The organism is Rhodospirillales bacterium (genome assembly GCA_016712595.1).
Classification (GTDB): domain Bacteria; phylum Pseudomonadota; class Alphaproteobacteria; order Rhodospirillales; family Defluviicoccaceae; genus Defluviicoccus.
In genome coordinates this window covers 846,622-865,352 of record JADJQT010000001.1, presented here as the reverse complement: position 1 = coordinate 865,352, position 18,731 = coordinate 846,622, and the positions used below count along the sequence as shown (strand labels likewise).

The following is an 18,731-nucleotide window of genomic DNA, read 5'->3' as shown; positions in this document are numbered from 1 at the left end:
ATTGACCGGCCCGTCTAGGAGGCCGAAGAGCCTGGGCGTTGACGCGGCTAAGGTCGGGCGACGTGGTCGGATTCGCGAACCGGGTCCGATCCACGCGGCGCCGTGCTCGCGCGGGTCGGATCGGACGGCAAGGCCTTTGGGTCGCCCGAAGCGCCGGCGTCATCGAACGACTCGTCCTCGCGCATGCTTTTCTTAAATGATTTCAGCCCCTTGCCGAAGTCACCCATGATCTGAGAAATCTTGCCGCGTCCGCCGAACAGCACCAAAACCACGACCAAGACGATCAACCAATGCCAAATACTCAAGGAACCCATAGAGATACTCTCTTCGGTGGTTTCGTTCGCGTTCCGCGCGGGATCATTGCAGAAAAGCCCTTGCAGCCGCAATCGTCGCGGACTTCCCGCCGACCGCACGTCAACAAACATTCATATGGCACGCATGCGTCCCGATGGCGAGAACCGTACCGCCACCGGCAATCGATGGCGCTCGCCCCGGAAAACCATAACCGCCCGGCCAGCACTCGCGGGCCCGGACCTGCGGTGTTGTGGCGGACAGATAACGCCTAGGCGGCATGACAAGCGTGATCCTCTTAAGTGTTTACTCCGCTGTTGTGCCAGCGAGCGCACGGCCGGCGATTTTGATCGCGTGACAGTCGCGCCCAGTGCACTATTTTTATAGTGGACACCAACTCGGCTAAATTGGTGATTATCGGGAGGAGCTGACCATGGACGACGAAAAGAAGCGCAGCGAAACGGCGATGGGCGAGCCCGCCAGCGTACGCGAGGAGGCCGCACAGAACGCCGACGAGGTAGCCATGGGACGGACGACAACGGCGAAGGACCTCGAAGCTCAATCGGGCGATCAGATCGCCATGGGTCAACCTGCAACCGCGACGGAAGCGGCGACTCAGGAGGCGGATGAGATTGCGCTCGGCACGCCTGAGACTCCCGCAAAAATAGCGGTGCGTGCGGCCGACGAAGGAGCCATGGGTCAGCCCATAACGAGCGAGCAACGGCAGGAACAGGAAATCGACGAGGAAGCGATGGGAAAGCCATCGGGCCGATCCCCCGGCTGAACGACGGCCTGAGTAGGGTGCCGCGACGACGATTTATAACCCCTCCAGCCGCCGGAACGCCCGGGGCATGCGGCGAAGATTATCTGAGCGCTCGGCGGCCGGACTAAAAAGGGAAAAACCGCGCAAGTGATCGGCTACTCATGTGATGGTGCGACCAGTATAATCCACGCTGAAGATAAACTGATCACTTCAATCTGACACCCGGCAACCTCGTCGATGTCCGTGTAGCGGCGGCGCTGGGCGATGGCATGGAGCCGCGCTGGCTGCAGTTCGCCGACAAGGCCGATAATCTGCGCCAGTCGCTCGAACGCTAAGACACCAAGGACATCGCCCCCTCTACGGGGACACGCCGCAGGCCTACCAGCAACGATATTCTCTCCACAACTTTCCTGTCAGCCGCCAACCATTTGTTCTTGGCGCAACTTACTGCATATCTACCAAGGCAATCAATGCATAGTTCGATGAACATCGATAATTAATTTCTATATGTTTCGACATAATCTAGTAATATTTTTGACATATTATGTATTAAATGGAAATTATTTGTAATTAATCTGTATGATTAATCATTTTTAATTTGCTTTCTCTCTGAGCAACCTTCCAGATTACCGATATGGCAACCGCGTGAACTAATCGCATTGCTGGATGCCCTCGTTGTCAAAGACCCAGGCCAGCCGGTCGCGTAAGTCGTCGCAAACCTGTTGCGCCGCTACGAACAAGCGCCACCGACAAGCCCATCGACGACAACGCAGGCGGGATTACGAAGGACACGAAATGCACAAACGGCCACACTTGTGGACCAGCACCGCCTTGCTGAGTCTTGCGCTCCTCTCTTCCGCAACGGCGTTCGCACAGACACCGCCGCCAAATCCGGGCAGCGCGCCAACGCCAATGGTCGGCGGACCTGTCGATACGCCAGACCGCAACCACGATAAGGGTGTTTCCCCGCACCGTGCGCCACCTCAGGAGATGCACGACGACCGCGACCACCCTCAGCTTGCGCCGCCGCACGGATCACAGAACAATCGACCTGCGCACACGGACAAGCGCGACGGCAAGGATCATGCCGGTGGCGATCATCACCCGGCGCCAGGCAACAAATCCGGTGATACGCGCATGCCGGATCATGATCAGCCACCGCCAGGTGGACAGAAAACACACGAGAAACCACGACCTGATCGCGGCCATGACGAGGATCGCCTTGGCCCGAACGGCGCGGACGAATAGCATTTCAATCGGACCAGCCGACCAGCGACCGACGTCGGACGGGCGCCCTCATCATCGGGCGCCCGTTTTTGCAGCCAGAGACGAAAGCCACTCCCTGCTAAGCCGCGAATCTCTTACCCAAGCAGCCTATGCTGCGCTCTCATGGACCGCTGCCATCGACGTTGTCGAGGTGTGATGCCGACGGGCGCGACCTCTTGCGCCGATCCCATCAGATAGGACGCAAGACGCGCACAGTGCACGCGGATGTCGGGAACGGCGACGATTTCCCAGAACGTGCCGCGCGTGATCGGCCCTACCGCGAACAGACGGGGCGATGGACGCCCGCCACCGTTCAAAAGAGCGCCTTTCTCGTTGACCTCGAGGCCAAGCGACAGTGCGTCCGGTCGGGCAAGGTTGCGCGCGAGCAGATCACGAATCAGTGGATCGTCGCAATTTTGGAAATCGACGTGCAGGCCAGTGCAATTGATGACCCGCGCAAACGTGCGGTGCTCCACCGTGTCCACGTCACGGCGGCGGATAGCGACATTGGCCACGCGTTCGTCCAACGTGATATTATCGATTCGCCCGATACTGACGACGAGTTGCCCGCGGGCGATTGCTTCGTCAATGCGACCGCCCACCGCGGGCGCCATGCGGTGCCGGTATACCTCCCACCACGGCCGGAGATGACGAAGGAAGCGCTGTCTTTCGTTCATCGGCAGCGTGCGCCACATATCGAGCGTATGCGGCCGCAGCCCATCGAAGACGTCCCTCCAGTCGCGCCCGTCCAATTTCGCCGCCGCCACGTATCTCCGCAGCCAGCGGGTGATCCGCGCCACCGAAGTCGTCTTCGGCATCTCGTCAGCCGAAAACACCAGCGGCCGCGACGGGGCGTGACGACGAGGCAGAAGACCGCGCCGTGAGATCGCATGCAGCCGTCCCTCGTGGCCGGCGTCGAGCAACGACAGGACGGTATCGATCATCGTCAATCCGGTCCCGATCAGCAGAACCTCTCCGTGTCGGGGTACACCGCGCACGGCTTCCGCCCGCCAAGCGTCGCCGAAATAGGGCCCCTCGCAGCGGCCACCAACGAGATTACCGGCGGCAAGCACGACCTGATCGAGCCGATAGCATTGTCCCCCCGCCACCGTCAGCATCACCGCGTCGGCCTCTTCGTTGATCGCGATGACCTGATCGGGCACGAGGAACAGGTTTCGTCCATGCCCATTGCGCCACAGTTCGTCAGACAACAGGCTGCGAATGTAGGTCCCATAGAGTCGGCGTGAGACGAACGTATCCGCCGAGGGCAGCGGCTGACCGCGTTCGTTCGCGCGCTTGGCCAGCCAGGTGACGAAGTGATCCGGCTGATCGAAAAACGCGCTCATGTTGCCGGCACGTACATTGAGCAGGTGATTTTCGTTCAACGTCGAATACGCCAGCCCGCGCCCGAAACCTGCCCGCCGCTCGATCAGGTAGATGCAATCGTCCGGTCGGCAACGCCGCAGCATCTGCACGGCAAGCAGGGTGCCGCTGAATCCAGCACCCACGATCGCAATACTTCGCGCTGTTCCGGTCATTGTCGTTCTCGCTTGTTGGCCTGGTGCTCGAGGCAGAGTTCGTGAATCAGACCGGGTCCGATCGGCAGTCAGCATCACGCCGACGACCGCTTGCGGCTTAAGACCGTATCGACCGCGCGAGCACTCGCGATCGTCCGTTCCGCCGCACGCTGCGCCGCGCGGGCAGAGGGAAACTGCTTGTGGTGGAGTTCACGCATCGCGTGGTCGGCGGCATAAAACCGGTAGCTCTGACCATGCTGGATAACCACGCCGACAGCGATCCCCTCGACCTCGATGACGTAGGCGTCGGCTGGCCGCGACGGTTTGCCGTTAGCCCTTGCTATCATCGTTACCCTCCGTGACGTCCCTGCGCTCCTCAAAGGAGCAGTTGGGGATTTCAGGCTGAATGAGCTCCGCTACTGGCCCAAGCCCGCTGCGGAGCCGCCCATCAGATTATGGCGAGAACGATCATCGCCACCGTGGCAAGAGACGTAAGCAGACAGACGAGCCGTCCCACCCATGCGAGACGGCCGTCACCAGCGTCGAGAAGCCTATCGTCCTCGACCGAATTCGCCGTCTGTTCATCAGAAGGCGGAGCGAACGGCGCGACGCCGATCCTCGGCCCATCGCCATCAACGTGGCGAAACCGTTCGCGAACGCCTCCAAAATGTGCACGCGTCTCGGCGCTCCGAACGCCCCGCTGCGCGATCGCCGTCTGTCTGCCGGCTTGACCTGCGGTGGCCTGTGTCGACGTATCCGTCAGGGCATCTTCGAGTGCCGTCGGTACGACACCGACAACATGCCGTCGTTGCAATGCTCTCATCTGCCTCTCCCTCTCGCTTCGAAGTTCGGCACAGCGTCGGGTCGATGGCGAGCATGGCGACGGGGAATCTCCTTCTCCGTGCTGCGCACTGAAAAGGCGCAAAAACGTCGCGATTCATCCCACCGACCTGCACGCCACAAAACCCTTTTTAATTAATTATTATAATAGACATTATAGTGTTTAAATTCGTCCGTCAATCAGCATTGACAACGCCGTGCAACGAGCGTGCGAGATGGATGGCGGCACGGGTGTCACCGAAAACGCCGGGCAGACGGCGCCCTTGTGATTGCGGCCGCGGGTTGGCACCATCCCTTTTGGACGCCGGCGCTCACGGGTCTGATCACGACCGCAACAGAACCGCTTCGTGGGCAGCTGCGCGGTCGGCGAATCCAGCGATCGACGAACGATGAATCCTTTGGACGGGAACCGAACGTTCATCGGTCAGATGACTGCCCGAGCGGGCATGGCGCAGTGGAGTGAGTATGAACAGACACGGGAAGTATCAGACATGACGGCGGGACGCCCGACGGGCGGTCACCTGAAGAGTGGCAAGAAGCGAACGCTCTCGTCCCGTCGCTGGTTGGAGCGGCAGCTGAACGATCCTTATGTCGCGGAAGCCAAGCGGCGCGGCTTGCGCTCACGCGCCGCCTTCAAGCTGATGGAGCTTGATGACCGATTTGCCTTGCTTCGGCCAGGCGCCCGCGTCGTCGACCTCGGCGCCGCCCCCGGCGGCTGGACGCAGATTTCAGCCGAGCGGGTGCGCGCGGGCAAGCCTGGTGGCGGCACCGTCGTTGGCATTGATGTCCTTGACATGGCGCCGATCTTTGGCGCCGTGCTGATCCGCGCCGACATTCTCGACCCCGAGTCCCCGAAAAGGCTCATGGCGGCGCTCGGCGGACAGGCGGACGTCGTGCTCAGTGACCTTGCGCCGCCGGCGAGCGGCCATGCCGGCGCTGATCATCTGCGGATCGTAGGTCTTGTCGAGGAGGCTGTGTCCTTTGCGTATGCCGTGCTGGCGCCTGCGGGCATGTTCGTCGCCAAAGTCTGGCAGGGAGGCACGGAAGCCCATCTGCTGGCCGAGATGAAGCGCCGCTTTCGCAGCGTCCGCCATGCCAAGCCCCCCGCGTCCCGCCCGGAATCGGCAGAAGTCTATGTCGTTGCCATGGGATTCCGTGGCGCACCAAGCGATGAAACCTTTATCGCGGAAGATTTATAGGATAATAATCTTGTTTTATGTGTTTTGTCCTGATACGGTTGGGTTCTCAGCCGGCCGATGGATAGGCCATCGCCGAAGGTATGAGAGGGCCGGACCATGCAGCGCGTTCTGCAGTTGGGCAGCCGGGGAGACGACGTCGCGGCCATAGCGCAGCGTCTGGTGCTAGGCGGCTTCCTTGCCGCCGTCACCGACACCTTTTCCGACTCGGTCATGGACGCGGTCAGGGCGTTTCAACAGAGCCATCGCGACCCCGAAGGCCGTCCCTTGGTGGTCGACGGCATCGTCGGACCGTTGACCGCTCAGGCACTGGCCAATCTGGATCCAACTTCACCCGCGGCTCCCAATAATGGCCTGTTCCGCGTTGATAGCCACGGCGGGCTGCCCAACGGCGGAAGCGAAGCCGGGCGGGCGGCGCTGGCGGCAGCACTTGGTGAGATGGCGGCGGGTGCGTGCGAGGTCGGCGTCAACAATGCCGGCCCCTGGGTCGAAAAGTACCTGAATGGAATTGTCGCTCCGCCCGCCAACTGGTGCGCCGGGTTCGTCTCCTGGTGCTACCTGCATGCGCCCGGTGGCATCCCCTTCCGCTATAGTCTCGGCGCCCGCGATATTTTTCACCAATTTGTCTCGAAAAACTGGGCTTTCCAATCCGCCAATCTCATCCCTCAGCCCGGCGATATCGTTGTCTGGTGGCGCGACAACCCCAGCGGTTGGCAAGGACACATCGGCCTCGTCCACAATGTTGCCAACGGCTGCCTTACGACCGTTGAAGCAAATAAGGGCCGTTTTCCCGCCTCGGTCAGTCAGTTCACTTATGAATTGTCGCGTATGGATCGGGTGCTTGGCTTTGGTCGCGTCCGCTGACGTTCACCGGGCGTTGCGTAACCCTTCCTTAAGGCTGATGGACGACAATCGCAGGCGATAAGTTGGCCCGAACGGAGTAGGCCGTCGCCTTGGCAGACCAGCCCCCCATGTCGCGTCGCCGCAAGTCGGCACTGAGCCCACACGAGCCGGCCGCGGTCGCGCTCGATTATGAATGGCCGCACCCGGGAGCGCCGACGGTGGTCGCCACCGGCCGCGGCGAACTTGCCGATCGGATCGTCGCCGTTGCCAAGGCGAACGATGTACCGATCCGGCAGGACGCGGACCTCGTGGAGGTGCTGAGCTGCGTCGATCTCGGAGAGGCGATCCCGCTCGAGGCCTTTGCCGCGGTGGCGGAAATTCTCGCTTATCTTTACCGGCTCAATGGAACGGCGACGCCGGCGCCGGATAACGCGGAGAGGTCGCGATGATCGAGCCGGCGGAAAGCTCCTCCGAACGCGTAATCAAGGCCTATAAGTGGGCCGCCGGTCTCATCGCGCTGGCTCGCGACCTGGTCGACAAGAATATCGACGTCGACCTCGCCCCGGTGCGGCCCGCCGTCCGCGACCTGTGTGCGACAATCAAGACCCTGTCGAAAGGTGAGGCCGCCGACTGGCTGCCCCGCCTTGTCGATCTGCAGCGCGATCTGTCGTCTCTCGGCCTCGAGCTGGCGACGCGCAAGTCCGGCAATGACGCCGATGCCACGACCGAGGTTTCCCCACAGCCAAGGTCAGAGCCATCACTCGACCCATCACCGGAGCCCCCCGCCTCTCCACCGGGCGATCGGTCCTGAATCGCGGAGAAGGCAATGGACGCATCGAGCTATCTGCAGTTCGTTCTGGCGCTGGTCTTCGTGTTGGGACTGATTGGCGCCGCCGCGTACGCGGCTCGCCGTCTCGGGCTGCCGCAAGGCGGTCGCATCGCCGGGCGTCAGCGCCGCCTGTCGGTGATCGAGAGCCTGCCACTCGACGCAAAGCGGCGACTGGTGCTGCTGCGCCGCGACGGGATCGAGCACCTCGTCCTCGTCGGACCCGCCGGGGATCTTATGATCGAACGAGCGATCACCGATGACGGCGGCTCGTTCAGCGCCGCCCTGCGCGGCGCGCAGACGTCGAGTTCAGCCGCGATGAGCCTGGGAGACCCGGCTTCTGGGTCACGTGGGGCGCTGTCGTGAGCCCCGTCCGATCGTGCCTCACAGCCTGTTGGCGCCGCCCATCATGCCATTTCGTCCTGGCGCTGTCCTTCCTGCTGGTCGGACTGCTGGTCGCCGGGACGGCGTCGGCACAGAGTCTTTCACTCGACCTCGGCAACGACAGCGCCGGCGCCGGGATCACCTCCCGGATCATCCAGTTCCTCGCGCTGTTGACGGTGATCAGCCTCGCGCCGGCGATTCTGGTCATGGTCACCGCGTTTACCCGTATTATCGTCGTGCTGTCGTTCCTGCGAACAGCGATGGGCGTGCAGCAGACGCCGCCCAACCAAGTGCTGATCAGCCTCGCCCTGTTCCTTACCTTCTTCATCATGGCCCCGACGATGGAGCAGTCATACGACGCCGGCATCCGCCCGTTAATGGACGGACAAATCGACGAGGGAGAAGCATTCGAGCGCGCCGCCGCCCCGGTACGGACATTCATGGCGGCGCACGTGCGCGACAAGGATGTCGCGTTGTTCGCGGATATGGCGCATTTACCGGAGCCAAAGCCAGCGCTCGCCGAAGTCCCGCTGCGCGTGATGATCCCGGCGTTCATGCTGAGTGAACTCCGCCGCGCGTTTGAGATCGGGTTCCTCGTATTTATCCCGTTTCTGATCATCGATATGGTCATCGCCTCAGTGTTGATGTCGATGGGCATGATGATGCTGCCGCCGGTCGTCGTGGCGCTACCGTTCAAGATCATCTTCTTCGTGCTCGTCGACGGATGGTATCTGGTTGTCGGCAGCCTCGTCCGCAGCTTCGGGACTTGACGCCGGCCAGCCGAAACGCTGCGCCGCGGGCTTACCGGCTCGAAGGCGGCGCTCCCGGTGCCGGGCTGCCGACCGGCGGCGTCAGCGAACGGCGGAAGGCCATCGCGTTTTCCACCAGCGCGGCGAGAGCCTTCGCGTCGGCATCGGGGGGTGGCACCGTACCGGCGAGCAGTCGGAAGGCGTCTCGTAGCGGCGTTGCCGACATTGCGGATCGGTAGTCACCGTTCAGTTTCGTGAGCTGCGGATCATTTCCGGCAAGGGTCAAGGCGACGGCGAGATCGAGCACGTCCCGTGCCTGCCGGTCGTCGAGCGGCTTGCCGGGATCGGAGCGCGCCGCATCGACGACGCGGCGGATGGACTCCGCGGCTCGGGGCCAGTCTCCCCTATTGCGATAGAGCTTGGCCCGCAGCAGGTCCGCTTCACGCCCGTCGTCGGATGCGATGAGCGACAGCGCTTCGTCGGTCTTTCCAAGACCCGCCAGTGCCTGAGCCTGGGCACGTCGCCGCCGATCCTCAAGCGCACCGGGAAGCCCGATCGTCGCCGTGCGCCGTAGCGCATCGAGGGCAGCGTTTGAATCGCCGTCGAGCAGCTTGATCTCGGCCAGTCGGGCACCGTCCGTTGCCTTGGCCAGCGGCGTTGCTGATGGCGTCAGCAGGGATTCGATCATCGTTGCCGCCCGGTCGAGGAGATCCACGGCCACGAGACGCTCGGCAAGGCGGCGAACGATCTCGTTCCCCTTATCGCCCGGCGGCGTCAGCTCCTTGAACTCGTCGTAGAGACCGAGCGCCGTGATTGGCGGCATCGCATCCGCGCCGCCGCCGAGATACAGCGTCTCAAACGTCCGGCTCATCTCCTGGGTGACGTCCGCGGCGCCGGGCGCCTTTGGAAAATTGCTGACGGCGCGCTTCAGCGTCTGCAACCCGTCGCGGTAATCGCCCGCCGCGAGCTGCGCACGGCCCAAGCGGTCCAGCACCCGAAACTCGAGCTCGTCGCCGCGCCAAGTGAACCGCAACTGATCGAGGGCTTGCACCTCCTGTTGCGGGGGCAGCGTACCGTCCTTGCGGAGCAGGTCGAGACGAGCGAGTTCCGCGGTGACCCGGCCACGCCGGGGATCGACCACCGCCGCTTCTTCGAACCTCGCCAGCGCGTCCTTGACGTTACCAGCCTTTTCTAGTCGCAGTCCGTCAAGCAACGCCAACCGTGAACGATCCTCGGGCGAACTGGTCTCGTTCTTGGCGATTTCGAGCAGGCTTTTCGCTTCCGGGTCCTTGCCGGCGGCGATCGCCGCATCGGCCAACGCCAGCAGCAACGGCGGTCGCAACGGCTGCGGATAGCTGCGGGCAATCTCAGTCCACTGCGGCAAATTGGAGAGATCTCCTGGATCTTCGCCGTCCGGACGCGCGGCGATGGACCACAATGCCGTCTCGTCGTTATTCGCAGCGCGAGCGCGGGCGAGATCGCCGCGGGCTTCGCCCGTTCGACCTGCCATCAGTCGCGCCGCTCCGCGCAGCAACAAAAAATCCGGATCGGCAACGATCGTCGGCCGCTCTTCGGCGGCGAGCGCAAGTTCGCCCAACGCCTCGGCGGCAAAACGCCGGCCAAGCAGAAACTGCACCAATTTAAGCCGGCTGCGCTCGCGCTCGCTGCCGGTGGAGTCGACCACGGCGTGCTCCAGCGTCCTGCGCCGCTCGACGAAACTGTCTCCGACGCCGCCCAGCCAGTCTCCTGCGCTAAGCTGGCGCCGCGGTGGAACCACGGGTGCGAGGCGGCTCGCTGCCTGCGCCGCCTCGGAGACCGGGGAGATGGCCAGCCCATCGACGCTGCGTACTTCCACTCCTTCGCGTAGCGCGCGAACGCGCAGCGTGTCGATTAACGGGGCGACGACGACACCCTGCAGGGTCGGCAACAAACGAAATTGCGGATAGGCGTAGGCGCGTTCGAGCCGGGCGCCGGGTGGTGTTACCGGAACGACGACGAGGCGGTCAGATGTCTGTGGATCGGCCAGAGCGATCGGCGTTCCCGCGCCCGCTACCGGGAGCATCAGACGCGGGCCGAGCGGCGGGCCAAGGTCGGGTGCGGGAATAATCGGTGCGCTGTCGCCAGCTCCTTGCGTGCCGAGACGCAGGACCCAAGCGCGACCGTCGCGCTCGATCCGCGCGTCGATGCCCGGAGCGGGGATTATGCGCAGAACCGTCGCCCGATCGTTCGGCTGCTGTTCGACCGCGCTCGCCGCGGACCCGGCCCGCGCGCGCAGAAGCGCGACGTTCTGGCTCGATGGCTGATCGAAGATGCACCACAGCGACGTGCCCCGGCGGAATACTGCGGCGGCGACCGTCTGCTCCCACTCAAAACGAAGCGCAACCGGCCCAGCCTCGGGCGGCCGAATCGCCGCCGGAACGGATTGCGCAGGCGCCGTCGGCGGTGGCAGTGGCGGCGATTCAGGCGACAGCGCCGAGGGAATAGGCGTCAAGGACGTCTGCGGTGGGCGCGTGAGGACCGGTGTTTGAATAACCGGTGTTTGAATAACCGGCGTTGGGATTGTCGACACCGATGGTAAGGGCGCGGAGCGCGGGACCTCCTGTGCCGCTTCGACGGGCGCCTTTTGCGCGGTGGGTGAGGGCGCAAGGACGTCGACGACCACCTTGCGCTTTTCGCGGAAGTCACGCAACGTCGCCCCTTCCGGCAGGACGAGGGTGACCGTCGTTTGCTTCTCGGTGGTCTCTGCGGTGCCGCCGCGGATGTAGGTCAGATAGCGTCGGAAGAATGCACGCGCATTGATCGTCGCCGGTGCATCGAAGGTGATCGTGGCTCCGTCCGGAGTGCGGATGACGGTATAGCCGACCGGCCCCGGCCAATCGAAGACGACGCGGCTAAATCCCCGGTGTTGTCCGGTGCGAACCGGGACCGCGGGCGGCGGACCGGGCGATGCGTCCGCACGCGGCTGCGGGTCGGCCTCGCTAGCAGCCCCACCGAGTTTGGCGAATTCAAGGATGACGGCCTGATCCGCAGGCACCGCCAGAACCGTAACCCCGCGCCGCAATAAGAAGGTAAGCGCACGCCCGTCTTCGCCAACCGTCGGCACCGAGGTAAACGTGCCTATACCACGAACGGCGGAGAGATCCGCCTCGATCGGGCGCTCAAAGCGCACGGTCAGCTGCCGGTCCTGCGTTTCCGCCTTGAAGCCAACCGGCACCGGCCAGGTCATCGTCAGGCGGGCGCGATCAGCGCCGGGTAAAACGTCGAGTCGTACCGGATCGGCATGGGCCAAGCTCGTCGCCGACAGCAGTATGCAAGCCGAGGTGGCGATGGCAGTCATGCGGGGCAGACGCATGCGTCCGCGCAGGTTCACCGATCATCCCTCACGCTCGCAAAAACGACGAGGTCGACGCGACGGGCAAGGGCCCGTCGCCGATCCTCCGACAGATCCCGTAACCCATCCGAGCGGCTGTCGGCAAGCCCGTAACAGGGAATCGTTCCAGCGAGCCCCCCCTGCTTGAGCGCCTCGGCCACGGCGACGGCGCGCGCGAGGGATAACTCCCAGTTGGACGGAAATGGCCCATCACTACGCGGTGGGAGAGGATCGGTACGACCGTCGACGGAAATTTGATTGCTGATATCGTTGAGCGTCCGCGTCAACCCGGCAAGGACGCGCCGCGCTTCAAAGGTCAGCGTGGCGCTGCCGGACGCGAACAGCAGCGCCTCGGGCAGGGCGACGATGAGCCTGTCCCCTTCGTTTTCAATGCGCACCGAGGCAAGCGACGGCTCGTCTGCCAACGTCGTCTGCAGCACCATGCCGAGATAACCGAGATCGAGCGCCGGCTTCGGCTTGGCGCGGTCGACGGAAAAGCCGGCGGTTGCCGTCGGTAGTTCGCGCCTGATCCAGTCGAGACTTTCAGAAAGCGTTTCAACCGTTTGCCGCCACGCCGGACTTTGTGGATCAACGTCGGCGGAGGCAAACAGCATCACCATGAACGTCAGCATCAGCGAGATCAGATCGGCAAAGGTGATCATCCACGCCGGCGATGCCGTTTCTGCCTCCGGGTTCGCCTCATCGCCGTCTGCGTGCATCACTCCTCCGCGACGCCGTCGCCCTCGCCGCCGTCAGCAGCACGCTCGACAACGGCGCGGAATTGCAACTCGACCGTGCCATCAGCGCCATCGCCCAGGCCAACCGCAAGCGTTTCGGGCCGGGCTCCTTGGGAAATCAACGCGCGTGCGAACGCTCCGGCGCGATCGCGTCCAAGGCGCTGCCCCGGTGAGCCTCCGTTTAAACCAGGTCCGGCCGCGCCGGGCGCGAGGCCGCTGAGCGTCAACGTCGCCTCCAAACGCACCCCCTTCGGCGGCGAGGCTAGGGCAGCAACGATGCGATCGAGCAACGCCGTTTGCGTCTGCCGTACGGACGCATAGCCATCGGCAAAAAACTCCGTACTCGGCACGCTTACCCGCAGCACATCGCCGGTGCGGGAGCGCTCGACGCGCGCCACCGGTAGCAGGCTTTTCAGCGCGCCGCCCAGTTCGGTCAATGCCGAAGCGCCGGCATCGAGCAAGCCGTCGTCGTGCGGCGAGCGCGCCACCGCCCGGTCGTCCGCGAAAGTCGCCTTCAGGCTGTCGGCGACCGCAGCCGATTTCGTATGGTCGAGCACCGACAAGCTGACCAGCAGGATGAAGAATGCGAAGACAACGAGGTAGAGGCCGGCAAACACCGGCCATAACCCTCCGTTCGTCTCCTCGCAGCGCGCGTCTCCGTAATCCACATCAACCGCCACTGCACCACCTCGCCGCCGCGCGTGCATTGCCCAGACGGAACCGGATCACGGCTCAGATCGGGCCGAGGACCGAAGAGATTTTCGCCTTCAGCGTCTCAGCGTTGAACGGCTTGACGATGTAATTGGAAACACCCGCTTCTTTCGCCGCCATGACGTTCTCGGTCTTGCTTTCCGCGGTGATCATGATGAACGGCACGTTCTTGAGCTTGGCCGACTTGCGGACCTCGCGCAGCAACTGCAGTCCAGTCATCGGCTCCATGTTCCAATCGGAGATTACCAGACCAAAATCGTGACTCTCCATCATCTGCAAGGCGCTGGCGCCGTCACCGGCCTCCTCGACATTCTGAAAGTCGAGCTGTCGGAGAAGATTACGGATGATTCGCAGCATGGTCTTATAGTCGTCGACGATGAGGATAGGGATGTTGCGATCAACGCTCATGTCATACTCCATCGGTTCTCTACACGCGTGAAACCCTGTCGCCCGTATTTGTTCGCGATTGTGGCGACGTCCTTCTCAACCCGCCGCCGGTGGGCGGCTGCCGTTGACCAGTTGGCGGAGCTTTGCCAGCTCTTCGGTAATTGCCTTCGCTTTCATCGGATTCATCTGCGCCATCACCGGTGCGAGCTTGCGTTCGTTCATCCGCTCAACCACCGGCAACAGCGTGTCCTTATCCAATTGCTCGAGGATGCGCGCCGCGTCCGCGGGCTTCATGTTCTCGTATATCTTGACGAGCGAGCGCAGTTGTGCCTCCTGCTGCTCGTCGCTCTTCTTCAACAACTGATTCAGAGAGGCTTCTATGTCTTTCATTTCCTTTATTTTTTGATCAAGGCGAGCTTCTGCCGCATTCAGCAGATCAGCGCGGCGGTCGAGTTCGGCCGCGCGGGCGGCGAGGTCATCGCGACGGTGCGCCAGTTGCTGGAGGATCTCCATCTCCTGCGGGCTCGGCGTTGGTGCAGGCGGCGCACCGGCTGTATCGGCCGGTTTATCGCCTCCAGGTCCACTTCCATTCACCGAGGATTCCGCGGAATGCCTGCCAGCCGACTCGCTGGTCCCGCCGCCACCGGCAGGCTCGTGAGCCGACTTCGCGGCGGGATTGTCTGCAGCGGCAGGTTTCTCGGGCGATCCGCTGCTCGCCTGAGCTTCGGCGATCGGCAAGGACGAGGCAGAAAGTCCGACAAGCGCAGCGGTAACGCTGAACAATTTGGCCACCAGAAGCAAAGCTGCGACCGTCAGTGTCGCCGGGACCAGCCGGAACCGGCGCATAATTACGAACTGTCCCATGGTCAGTCTCAGGCCCGGGCACGCAATGCGGCGAGCAGATGACGCTCCGCCGCGGAGCGCGGCTCAGCCGCAGTCGCCGCACTTTGCGGTGCGCGCGCGGACGCAACCCCGACGCCGGCGACGGCGGCCAACGTCGGTGTGGACTGAGTCGAGGGACGCGGCTCAACCCGCTTTGCTGCGCGGACGTCGTTTTCCAGGCGATCGGCGATCTTACCGCCGCGTTCGATCAGAAACTGAAGGTCGTCGGCCAGGGCACGGGCAGATTCCAAACGTGCTTGCAGCGTCTGCGCCGAAACCTTCAGGCCACTGACACCGACATCGGCTCGGTCGGTCGCCATCTGCAGGCCTTGTGTGAGCTTCTCCAACTCCGCGCGGTCGTTGCGCAGACTAGCGATCCGCCGGTTGAGCACGACAGACGTGGCGATGGTGGCGATCAGCAGCACCGCCACCAGCGCGTCGAGAACGATGGTCCAGGGCATGCTCATCGGTTCCTTCTCAATGGATCTACGCAGTTTTCAATCTGTACGGCGATCTGGCCGCCGCTACGTCCCATGCGCGCCGTGTACATCGGCACGCCGGAGCAGTGCAGGCGCACCGCGCTATCCGGCGTTGCGCTAAACATGATCCGGCTGCCAACGCGCAGGTTGAAGATGTCCGCTAATGTCGTTTGGCATTCGGCCATGACGGCGGTCAATTCGACCTGGGTGAACCACAGTTCCTGAGCCAGGTGCGCTTCCCAGATCGAATCCCGGCCGAATTTCTCGCCCATGAACATCTGCAGCAGAAGTTCACGGACCGGCTCGAGCGTGGCATAGGGCAGCAGCAGTTCGACTCTGCCGCCACGATCCTCCATGTCGATGCGCAGGCGCGCGACGATCGCAGCATTCGATGGCCGCGAAATCGTGGCGAAACGGGGATTGGTTTCCAGGCGCTCGAAGCGAAACGTCACCGGGCTTAGCGGTTCGAACGCGGCGCTGAGATCGGACAGCACGACATGCACCATGCGCTCGACGAGCGAGCGTTCGATCGTCGTATAGGGACGACCTTCGATGCGCATCGCCGCGGTGCCGCGTCGACCGCCGAGCAGGACGTCGACGATCGAGTAGATCAGCGCCGAATCGATAGTGATCAGGCCATAGTTATCCCATTCTTCCGCCTTGATAACGCTCATCATTGCCGGCAGAGGCACGCCGTTGAGATAATCACCGAAGCGCACGCTGGCGACGCTGTCGAGCGAGACTTCGACGTTATCGGACGTAAAATTGCGCATGCTCGTCGACATCAGGCGGACCAGCCGGTCGAAGACGACCTCGAGCATCGGCAGTCGTTCGTAGGAAACCAGCGCGCTGTTGAGAATCGCCTGGATCCCCGAGCCGTCGAGATTCCCGCCCTCCGATTCATCGACGCCGAGCAGGCTGTCGATCTCGTTCTGATTTAGAACGCGGGTCGTGTCCTGCGGTCCGCTCGCGGCACCTTCGAGCGCGTCTTCATTGCCTTCCGTCGCGGCAAGCGAGCGCTCCCACTCGGCGGCAAGATCGTCATCGGTGCTGGCGTCGTTTTCGGGTTCGGCCACCGGTCTCGTCCTTAAGTCCGCATCGTTCGCGCGCTACTGCACGAAAAGATCCTTGAACAGCACGTCTCTGACCGGAACGGGGGCCACAGCCGTGGAAATTCGCCGCAGCAACTCCTCGCGCAGGCGCAGGCTCCCGGCGGAGCCGCGCAGGTCGTCTGGGCGCAATTCACGCAAATAGACCTGGCAATAATCCAGAATCCGCGGCATCTCCTGCTCGATGCGCCCTTCGTCAGCCGGGCTCTCAAGCTGCAGGTTGACGACCACCTTCAAAAACGTCGTTCGCCGCTCGCCGGTGTTCAGGCTGACGACGAGTTCCGGTATGGCGTAGTAGACCGGCTCCGGGGCAGGTGGCGGCGCGGCACCGTGTTCGCCGTTCGCCGTGCCATCGGCGTGTTGTTCGCCCTCCGCCGGCGCGGAATCGAAGACGCCCATAAAAAAGGCACCGGCTCCGCCGCCGATCGCGAGCAGCAGGACGGCACCGACGATGATGAATAGTCGCTTCTTGCCGCCGCGCTTCGGCGCACCGCCAGCGTCTTCGCCGTCTTCGGGTGTATTGTCAGCTTCGGCGGTATTCGCCATCTCTTCCGACCCTGGTGACCAACGGCGATCGCAACGTGATCCCGTCAAGGCGAACTCTAGCCGCCGCCGGTTAACAACTGGTTTTCTGCGCGCATGTGCCGCCCGGCAGAAATTGCCGCGCGACCGAGGCGCAAATTGCCGACTGACCGCTGGATGAGTTGATCGCCTCACCTCAACACATTGATAAAAAAACATAATTCCCCTGGCATGCGGCTTGCGGAGGCTCGAGGGGTCAATTACGCAGGCAAGTCGCAGTTATGGAAAACTCGATCCTGGTCGCCCTGTCCCGTCAGGACGCACTCCAGCGGAACATGGACATCGTCGCCAACAACATCGCCAACATGAACACCACGGCGTTCAAGGCGGAGCGGATGATGTTTCGTGAGTACCTCGCCAAGCCATTGGTGGACGGCCATCGTACCGGCGATCCCGTATCGTTCGTCAGCGACGTTGCCAGCGTTCGCGATCACTCCGAGGGTGGCTTCGAGGAAACTGGCAACGATCTCGACGTGGCGATTTCCGGCGACGGATTCCTCGCCGTGCAAACGCCCCTGGGCGAGCGCTACACCCGCAATGGTCATCTTCGCCTCGACGCCAATGGCCAGTTGGTGACCGATCACGGGATGCCGGTCCTGGCACGAGGCGGCACGCCGGTGCAGATCGGCGTTACCGATACGAAAATCGGGATCGCCCGCGACGGATCGATTTCAAGCGAGAACGGCAGCCTCGGCCAGCTGCGGGTCGTGCACTTCGACGATCCCGATCAGATGCAGGCCGTCGAGGCCGGGCTGTATTCAAGTGACGAAACCCCCAAGGACGTGGCTCAGCCGCTAGTCCTGCAGGGCATGCTCGAAAACTCCAATGTCCAGCCGATTATGGAGATGACCCGGATGATTGGGGTGCAACGCGCCTACGACCAGGCACGAACGCTCGTCGATCGCGAAGATGAGCGGATCCGCAACATGTTGCGGACTTATGCGGAATGACAAGCCGTGAGCGAACACCGTTAAGTGGCAACCAGCAGATCGGGGTTTGATCGATGAGATCGCTGAACATCGGGGCGACAGGAATGCTCGCCCAACAACGCAATGTCGAGGTGATCTCCAATAACCTCGCCAACATGAACACCACCGGCTTCATGCGCCGGCGGACGGAATTCCAGGATCTACTCTACCAGAACCTGCGGCGGGTCGGCTCGACGTCGTCGGAGAACGGCGAGGTGGTGCCGACGGGCGTGCAGATCGGCCTCGGCGTCAAGCTCGCTGGTGTCTATCGCATTCACGCGCCGGGAAACCTTCAGGCGACGGACAACCCGTTCGACCTCGCCATCCAGGGCAAGGGTTTCTTCCAGGTGGCGCTTCCGAGCGGTGATACCGCCTACACCCGCGACGGCACGTTTCAGCTCAATGCAGACGGCGAGATCGTCACCCACGACGGCTACGTCGTGCAGCCGGCTATCACCGTTCCGCAGGACGCCGTTGACGTGACGATCAACGCCAGCGGCGAAGTTCTCGTCAAGCTCGACGGCCAGACGGCGCTGCAAAACGTGGGTCAGCTCGAAATTGCCACCTTCGCCAACGATGCCGGCCTCGAAGCGATCGGCAGCAATCTGTTCCTTGAAACCGCCGGGTCCGGGGCGCCGGTGGTCGGCCAGCCGCAGGCCGCCGGATTCGGCAGTATCCTGCAGGGCTTCCTCGAGACCTCGAACGTCAATGCCGTCGAGGAAATCACCAACTTGATCTCCGCCCAGCGCGCCTACGAGATGAATTCGAAGGTCATTCAGACCTCGGACGACATGCTCGCGACGATCAGCAACATCCGATAGGAGCACTGTC

At 63.0% G+C, this 18,731-nt stretch carries 22 protein-coding genes; 9 read left to right on the top strand and 13 right to left on the bottom strand.

Annotated elements, in window-relative coordinates; all coding sequences use genetic code 11:
- Positions 1-47 precede the first annotated feature (47 nt).
- Positions 48-314, bottom strand: coding sequence for a twin-arginine translocase TatA/TatE family subunit (locus IPK66_03985; GenBank protein MBK8174456.1), 267 nt, complete (start codon positions 312-314; stop codon positions 48-50).
- 410 nt (positions 315-724) lie between these two features.
- Between IPK66_03985 and IPK66_03980 the strand changes: the two genes are divergently transcribed.
- Positions 725-1,075: a hypothetical protein gene (locus IPK66_03980; GenBank protein ID MBK8174455.1), complete on the top strand. Its 351-nt coding sequence runs from the start codon at positions 725-727 to the stop codon at positions 1,073-1,075.
- Between the two features lie 1,014 nt (positions 1,076-2,089).
- Here IPK66_03980 and IPK66_03975 read toward each other — a convergent pair.
- From IPK66_03975 to IPK66_03960, 4 genes are all read right to left on the bottom strand, one after another.
- Positions 2,090-2,305: a hypothetical protein gene (locus IPK66_03975; protein MBK8174454.1), complete on the bottom strand. Its 216-nt coding sequence runs from the start codon at positions 2,303-2,305 to the stop codon at positions 2,090-2,092.
- A 110-nt stretch (positions 2,306-2,415) separates the two neighbouring features.
- Positions 2,416-3,858 carry an FAD/NAD(P)-binding protein gene (locus IPK66_03970; protein ID MBK8174453.1) on the bottom strand — a complete coding sequence of 481 codons (1,443 nt, stop codon included), beginning with the start codon at positions 3,856-3,858 and terminating at the stop codon, positions 2,416-2,418.
- Between the two features lie 74 nt (positions 3,859-3,932).
- Positions 3,933-4,184 (bottom strand): hypothetical protein, encoded by a 252-nt coding sequence (locus tag IPK66_03965; protein ID MBK8174452.1) that lies wholly within the window; start codon positions 4,182-4,184, stop codon positions 3,933-3,935.
- Positions 4,185-4,285: 101 nt separating this feature from the next.
- Positions 4,286-4,660, bottom strand: coding sequence for a hypothetical protein (locus tag IPK66_03960; GenBank protein ID MBK8174451.1), 375 nt, complete (start codon positions 4,658-4,660; stop codon positions 4,286-4,288).
- A 445-nt stretch (positions 4,661-5,105) separates the two neighbouring features.
- Here IPK66_03960 and IPK66_03955 point away from each other — a divergent pair, with 445 nt between their 5' ends.
- The 6 genes from IPK66_03955 (at position 5,106) to fliP (ending at position 8,696) form a co-directional block, all read left to right on the top strand.
- Entirely contained in the window at positions 5,106-5,876 is a 771-nt protein-coding gene (locus IPK66_03955) for an RlmE family RNA methyltransferase (GenBank protein ID MBK8174450.1), read from the top strand.
- 96 nt (positions 5,877-5,972) lie between these two features.
- Positions 5,973-6,737: a CHAP domain-containing protein gene (locus tag IPK66_03950; protein MBK8174449.1), complete on the top strand. Its 765-nt coding sequence runs from the start codon at positions 5,973-5,975 to the stop codon at positions 6,735-6,737.
- Positions 6,738-6,844: 107 nt separating this feature from the next.
- Entirely contained in the window at positions 6,845-7,165 is a 321-nt protein-coding gene (locus tag IPK66_03945; GenBank protein ID MBK8174448.1) for an EscU/YscU/HrcU family type III secretion system export apparatus switch protein, read from the top strand.
- On the top strand, positions 7,162-7,527 hold the full coding sequence (locus IPK66_03940; GenBank protein MBK8174447.1) for a hypothetical protein: 366 nt from the start codon (positions 7,162-7,164) through the stop codon (positions 7,525-7,527). Before IPK66_03945 ends, IPK66_03940 begins: the two co-directional genes overlap by 4 nt.
- Positions 7,528-7,542: 15 nt before the next feature.
- Positions 7,543-7,908, top strand: a complete 366-nt coding sequence (locus IPK66_03935; GenBank protein ID MBK8174446.1) for a FliO/MopB family protein — start codon at positions 7,543-7,545, stop codon at positions 7,906-7,908.
- Positions 7,905-8,696, top strand: coding sequence for a flagellar type III secretion system pore protein FliP (fliP, locus tag IPK66_03930; GenBank protein MBK8174445.1), 792 nt, complete (start codon positions 7,905-7,907; stop codon positions 8,694-8,696). Before IPK66_03935 ends, fliP begins: the two co-directional genes overlap by 4 nt.
- 31 nt (positions 8,697-8,727) lie before the next feature.
- Here fliP and IPK66_03925 read toward each other — a convergent pair whose 3' ends face one another.
- The 8 genes from IPK66_03925 to IPK66_03890 form a co-directional block, all read right to left on the bottom strand.
- Positions 8,728-12,045, bottom strand: a complete 3,318-nt coding sequence (locus IPK66_03925; GenBank protein MBK8174444.1) for a hypothetical protein — start codon at positions 12,043-12,045, stop codon at positions 8,728-8,730.
- Complete coding sequence (locus IPK66_03920; protein ID MBK8174443.1) at positions 12,042-12,764, bottom strand: OmpA family protein; 723 nt, start codon at positions 12,762-12,764, stop codon at positions 12,042-12,044. Before IPK66_03920 ends, IPK66_03925 begins: the two co-directional genes overlap by 4 nt.
- Complete coding sequence (locus IPK66_03915; GenBank protein ID MBK8174442.1) at positions 12,764-13,462, bottom strand: hypothetical protein; 699 nt, start codon at positions 13,460-13,462, stop codon at positions 12,764-12,766. Before IPK66_03915 ends, IPK66_03920 begins: the two co-directional genes overlap by 1 nt.
- Positions 13,463-13,514: 52 nt before the next feature.
- Positions 13,515-13,901: a response regulator gene (locus IPK66_03910; protein MBK8174441.1), complete on the bottom strand. Its 387-nt coding sequence runs from the start codon at positions 13,899-13,901 to the stop codon at positions 13,515-13,517.
- Between the two features lie 75 nt (positions 13,902-13,976).
- Positions 13,977-14,393 (bottom strand): hypothetical protein, encoded by a 417-nt coding sequence (locus IPK66_03905; GenBank protein ID MBK8174440.1) that lies wholly within the window; start codon positions 14,391-14,393, stop codon positions 13,977-13,979.
- Positions 14,394-14,752: 359 nt separating this feature from the next.
- Complete coding sequence (locus IPK66_03900; protein MBK8174439.1) at positions 14,753-15,229, bottom strand: hypothetical protein; 477 nt, start codon at positions 15,227-15,229, stop codon at positions 14,753-14,755.
- Positions 15,226-16,317 (bottom strand): flagellar motor switch protein FliM, encoded by a 1,092-nt coding sequence (fliM, locus tag IPK66_03895; protein MBK8174438.1) that lies wholly within the window; start codon positions 16,315-16,317, stop codon positions 15,226-15,228. The genes IPK66_03900 and fliM overlap by 4 nt, the downstream gene beginning before the upstream one ends.
- 33 nt (positions 16,318-16,350) lie before the next feature.
- Entirely contained in the window at positions 16,351-16,896 is a 546-nt protein-coding gene (locus tag IPK66_03890; protein ID MBK8174437.1) for a flagellar basal body-associated FliL family protein, read from the bottom strand.
- A gap of 257 nt (positions 16,897-17,153) precedes the next feature.
- Here IPK66_03890 and flgF point away from each other — a divergent pair, with 257 nt between their 5' ends.
- The gene (gene flgF / locus IPK66_03885) at positions 17,154-17,882 is read left to right on the top strand and encodes a flagellar basal-body rod protein FlgF (protein MBK8174436.1); all 729 of its coding nucleotides are present in this window, start codon (positions 17,154-17,156) and stop codon (positions 17,880-17,882) included.
- Positions 17,883-17,935: 53 nt separating this feature from the next.
- A complete protein-coding gene (gene flgG, locus IPK66_03880; protein MBK8174435.1) occupies positions 17,936-18,721 on the top strand; it encodes a flagellar basal-body rod protein FlgG in 786 nt (261 codons plus the stop codon).
- Positions 18,722-18,731: the final 10 nt, after the last annotated feature.

Coding starts and splice junctions, on each gene's coding strand:
- IPK66_03985 (MBK8174456.1), bottom strand. CDS start 314: ATGGGTTCCTTGAGTATTTGGCATTGGTTGATCGTCTTGGTCGTGGTT.
- IPK66_03980 (MBK8174455.1), top strand. CDS start 725: ATGGACGACGAAAAGAAGCGCAGCGAAACGGCGATGGGCGAGCCCGCC.
- IPK66_03975 (MBK8174454.1), bottom strand. CDS start 2,305: ATGCTATTCGTCCGCGCCGTTCGGGCCAAGGCGATCCTCGTCATGGCC.
- IPK66_03970 (MBK8174453.1), bottom strand. CDS start 3,858: ATGACCGGAACAGCGCGAAGTATTGCGATCGTGGGTGCTGGATTCAGC.
- IPK66_03965 (MBK8174452.1), bottom strand. CDS start 4,184: ATGATAGCAAGGGCTAACGGCAAACCGTCGCGGCCAGCCGACGCCTAC.
- IPK66_03960 (MBK8174451.1), bottom strand. CDS start 4,660: ATGAGAGCATTGCAACGACGGCATGTTGTCGGTGTCGTACCGACGGCA.
- IPK66_03955 (MBK8174450.1), top strand. CDS start 5,106: ATGACTGCCCGAGCGGGCATGGCGCAGTGGAGTGAGTATGAACAGACA.
- IPK66_03950 (MBK8174449.1), top strand. CDS start 5,973: ATGCAGCGCGTTCTGCAGTTGGGCAGCCGGGGAGACGACGTCGCGGCC.
- IPK66_03945 (MBK8174448.1), top strand. CDS start 6,845: ATGTCGCGTCGCCGCAAGTCGGCACTGAGCCCACACGAGCCGGCCGCG.
- IPK66_03940 (MBK8174447.1), top strand. CDS start 7,162: ATGATCGAGCCGGCGGAAAGCTCCTCCGAACGCGTAATCAAGGCCTAT.
- IPK66_03935 (MBK8174446.1), top strand. CDS start 7,543: ATGGACGCATCGAGCTATCTGCAGTTCGTTCTGGCGCTGGTCTTCGTG.
- IPK66_03920 (MBK8174443.1), bottom strand. CDS start 12,764: ATGCACGCAGACGGCGATGAGGCGAACCCGGAGGCAGAAACGGCATCG.
- IPK66_03910 (MBK8174441.1), bottom strand. CDS start 13,901: ATGAGCGTTGATCGCAACATCCCTATCCTCATCGTCGACGACTATAAG.
- IPK66_03905 (MBK8174440.1), bottom strand. CDS start 14,393: ATGGAGATCCTCCAGCAACTGGCGCACCGTCGCGATGACCTCGCCGCC.
- IPK66_03900 (MBK8174439.1), bottom strand. CDS start 15,229: ATGAGCATGCCCTGGACCATCGTTCTCGACGCGCTGGTGGCGGTGCTG.
- IPK66_03890 (MBK8174437.1), bottom strand. CDS start 16,896: ATGGCGAATACCGCCGAAGCTGACAATACACCCGAAGACGGCGAAGAC.
- flgF (MBK8174436.1), top strand. CDS start 17,154: ATGGAAAACTCGATCCTGGTCGCCCTGTCCCGTCAGGACGCACTCCAG.
- flgG (MBK8174435.1), top strand. CDS start 17,936: ATGAGATCGCTGAACATCGGGGCGACAGGAATGCTCGCCCAACAACGC.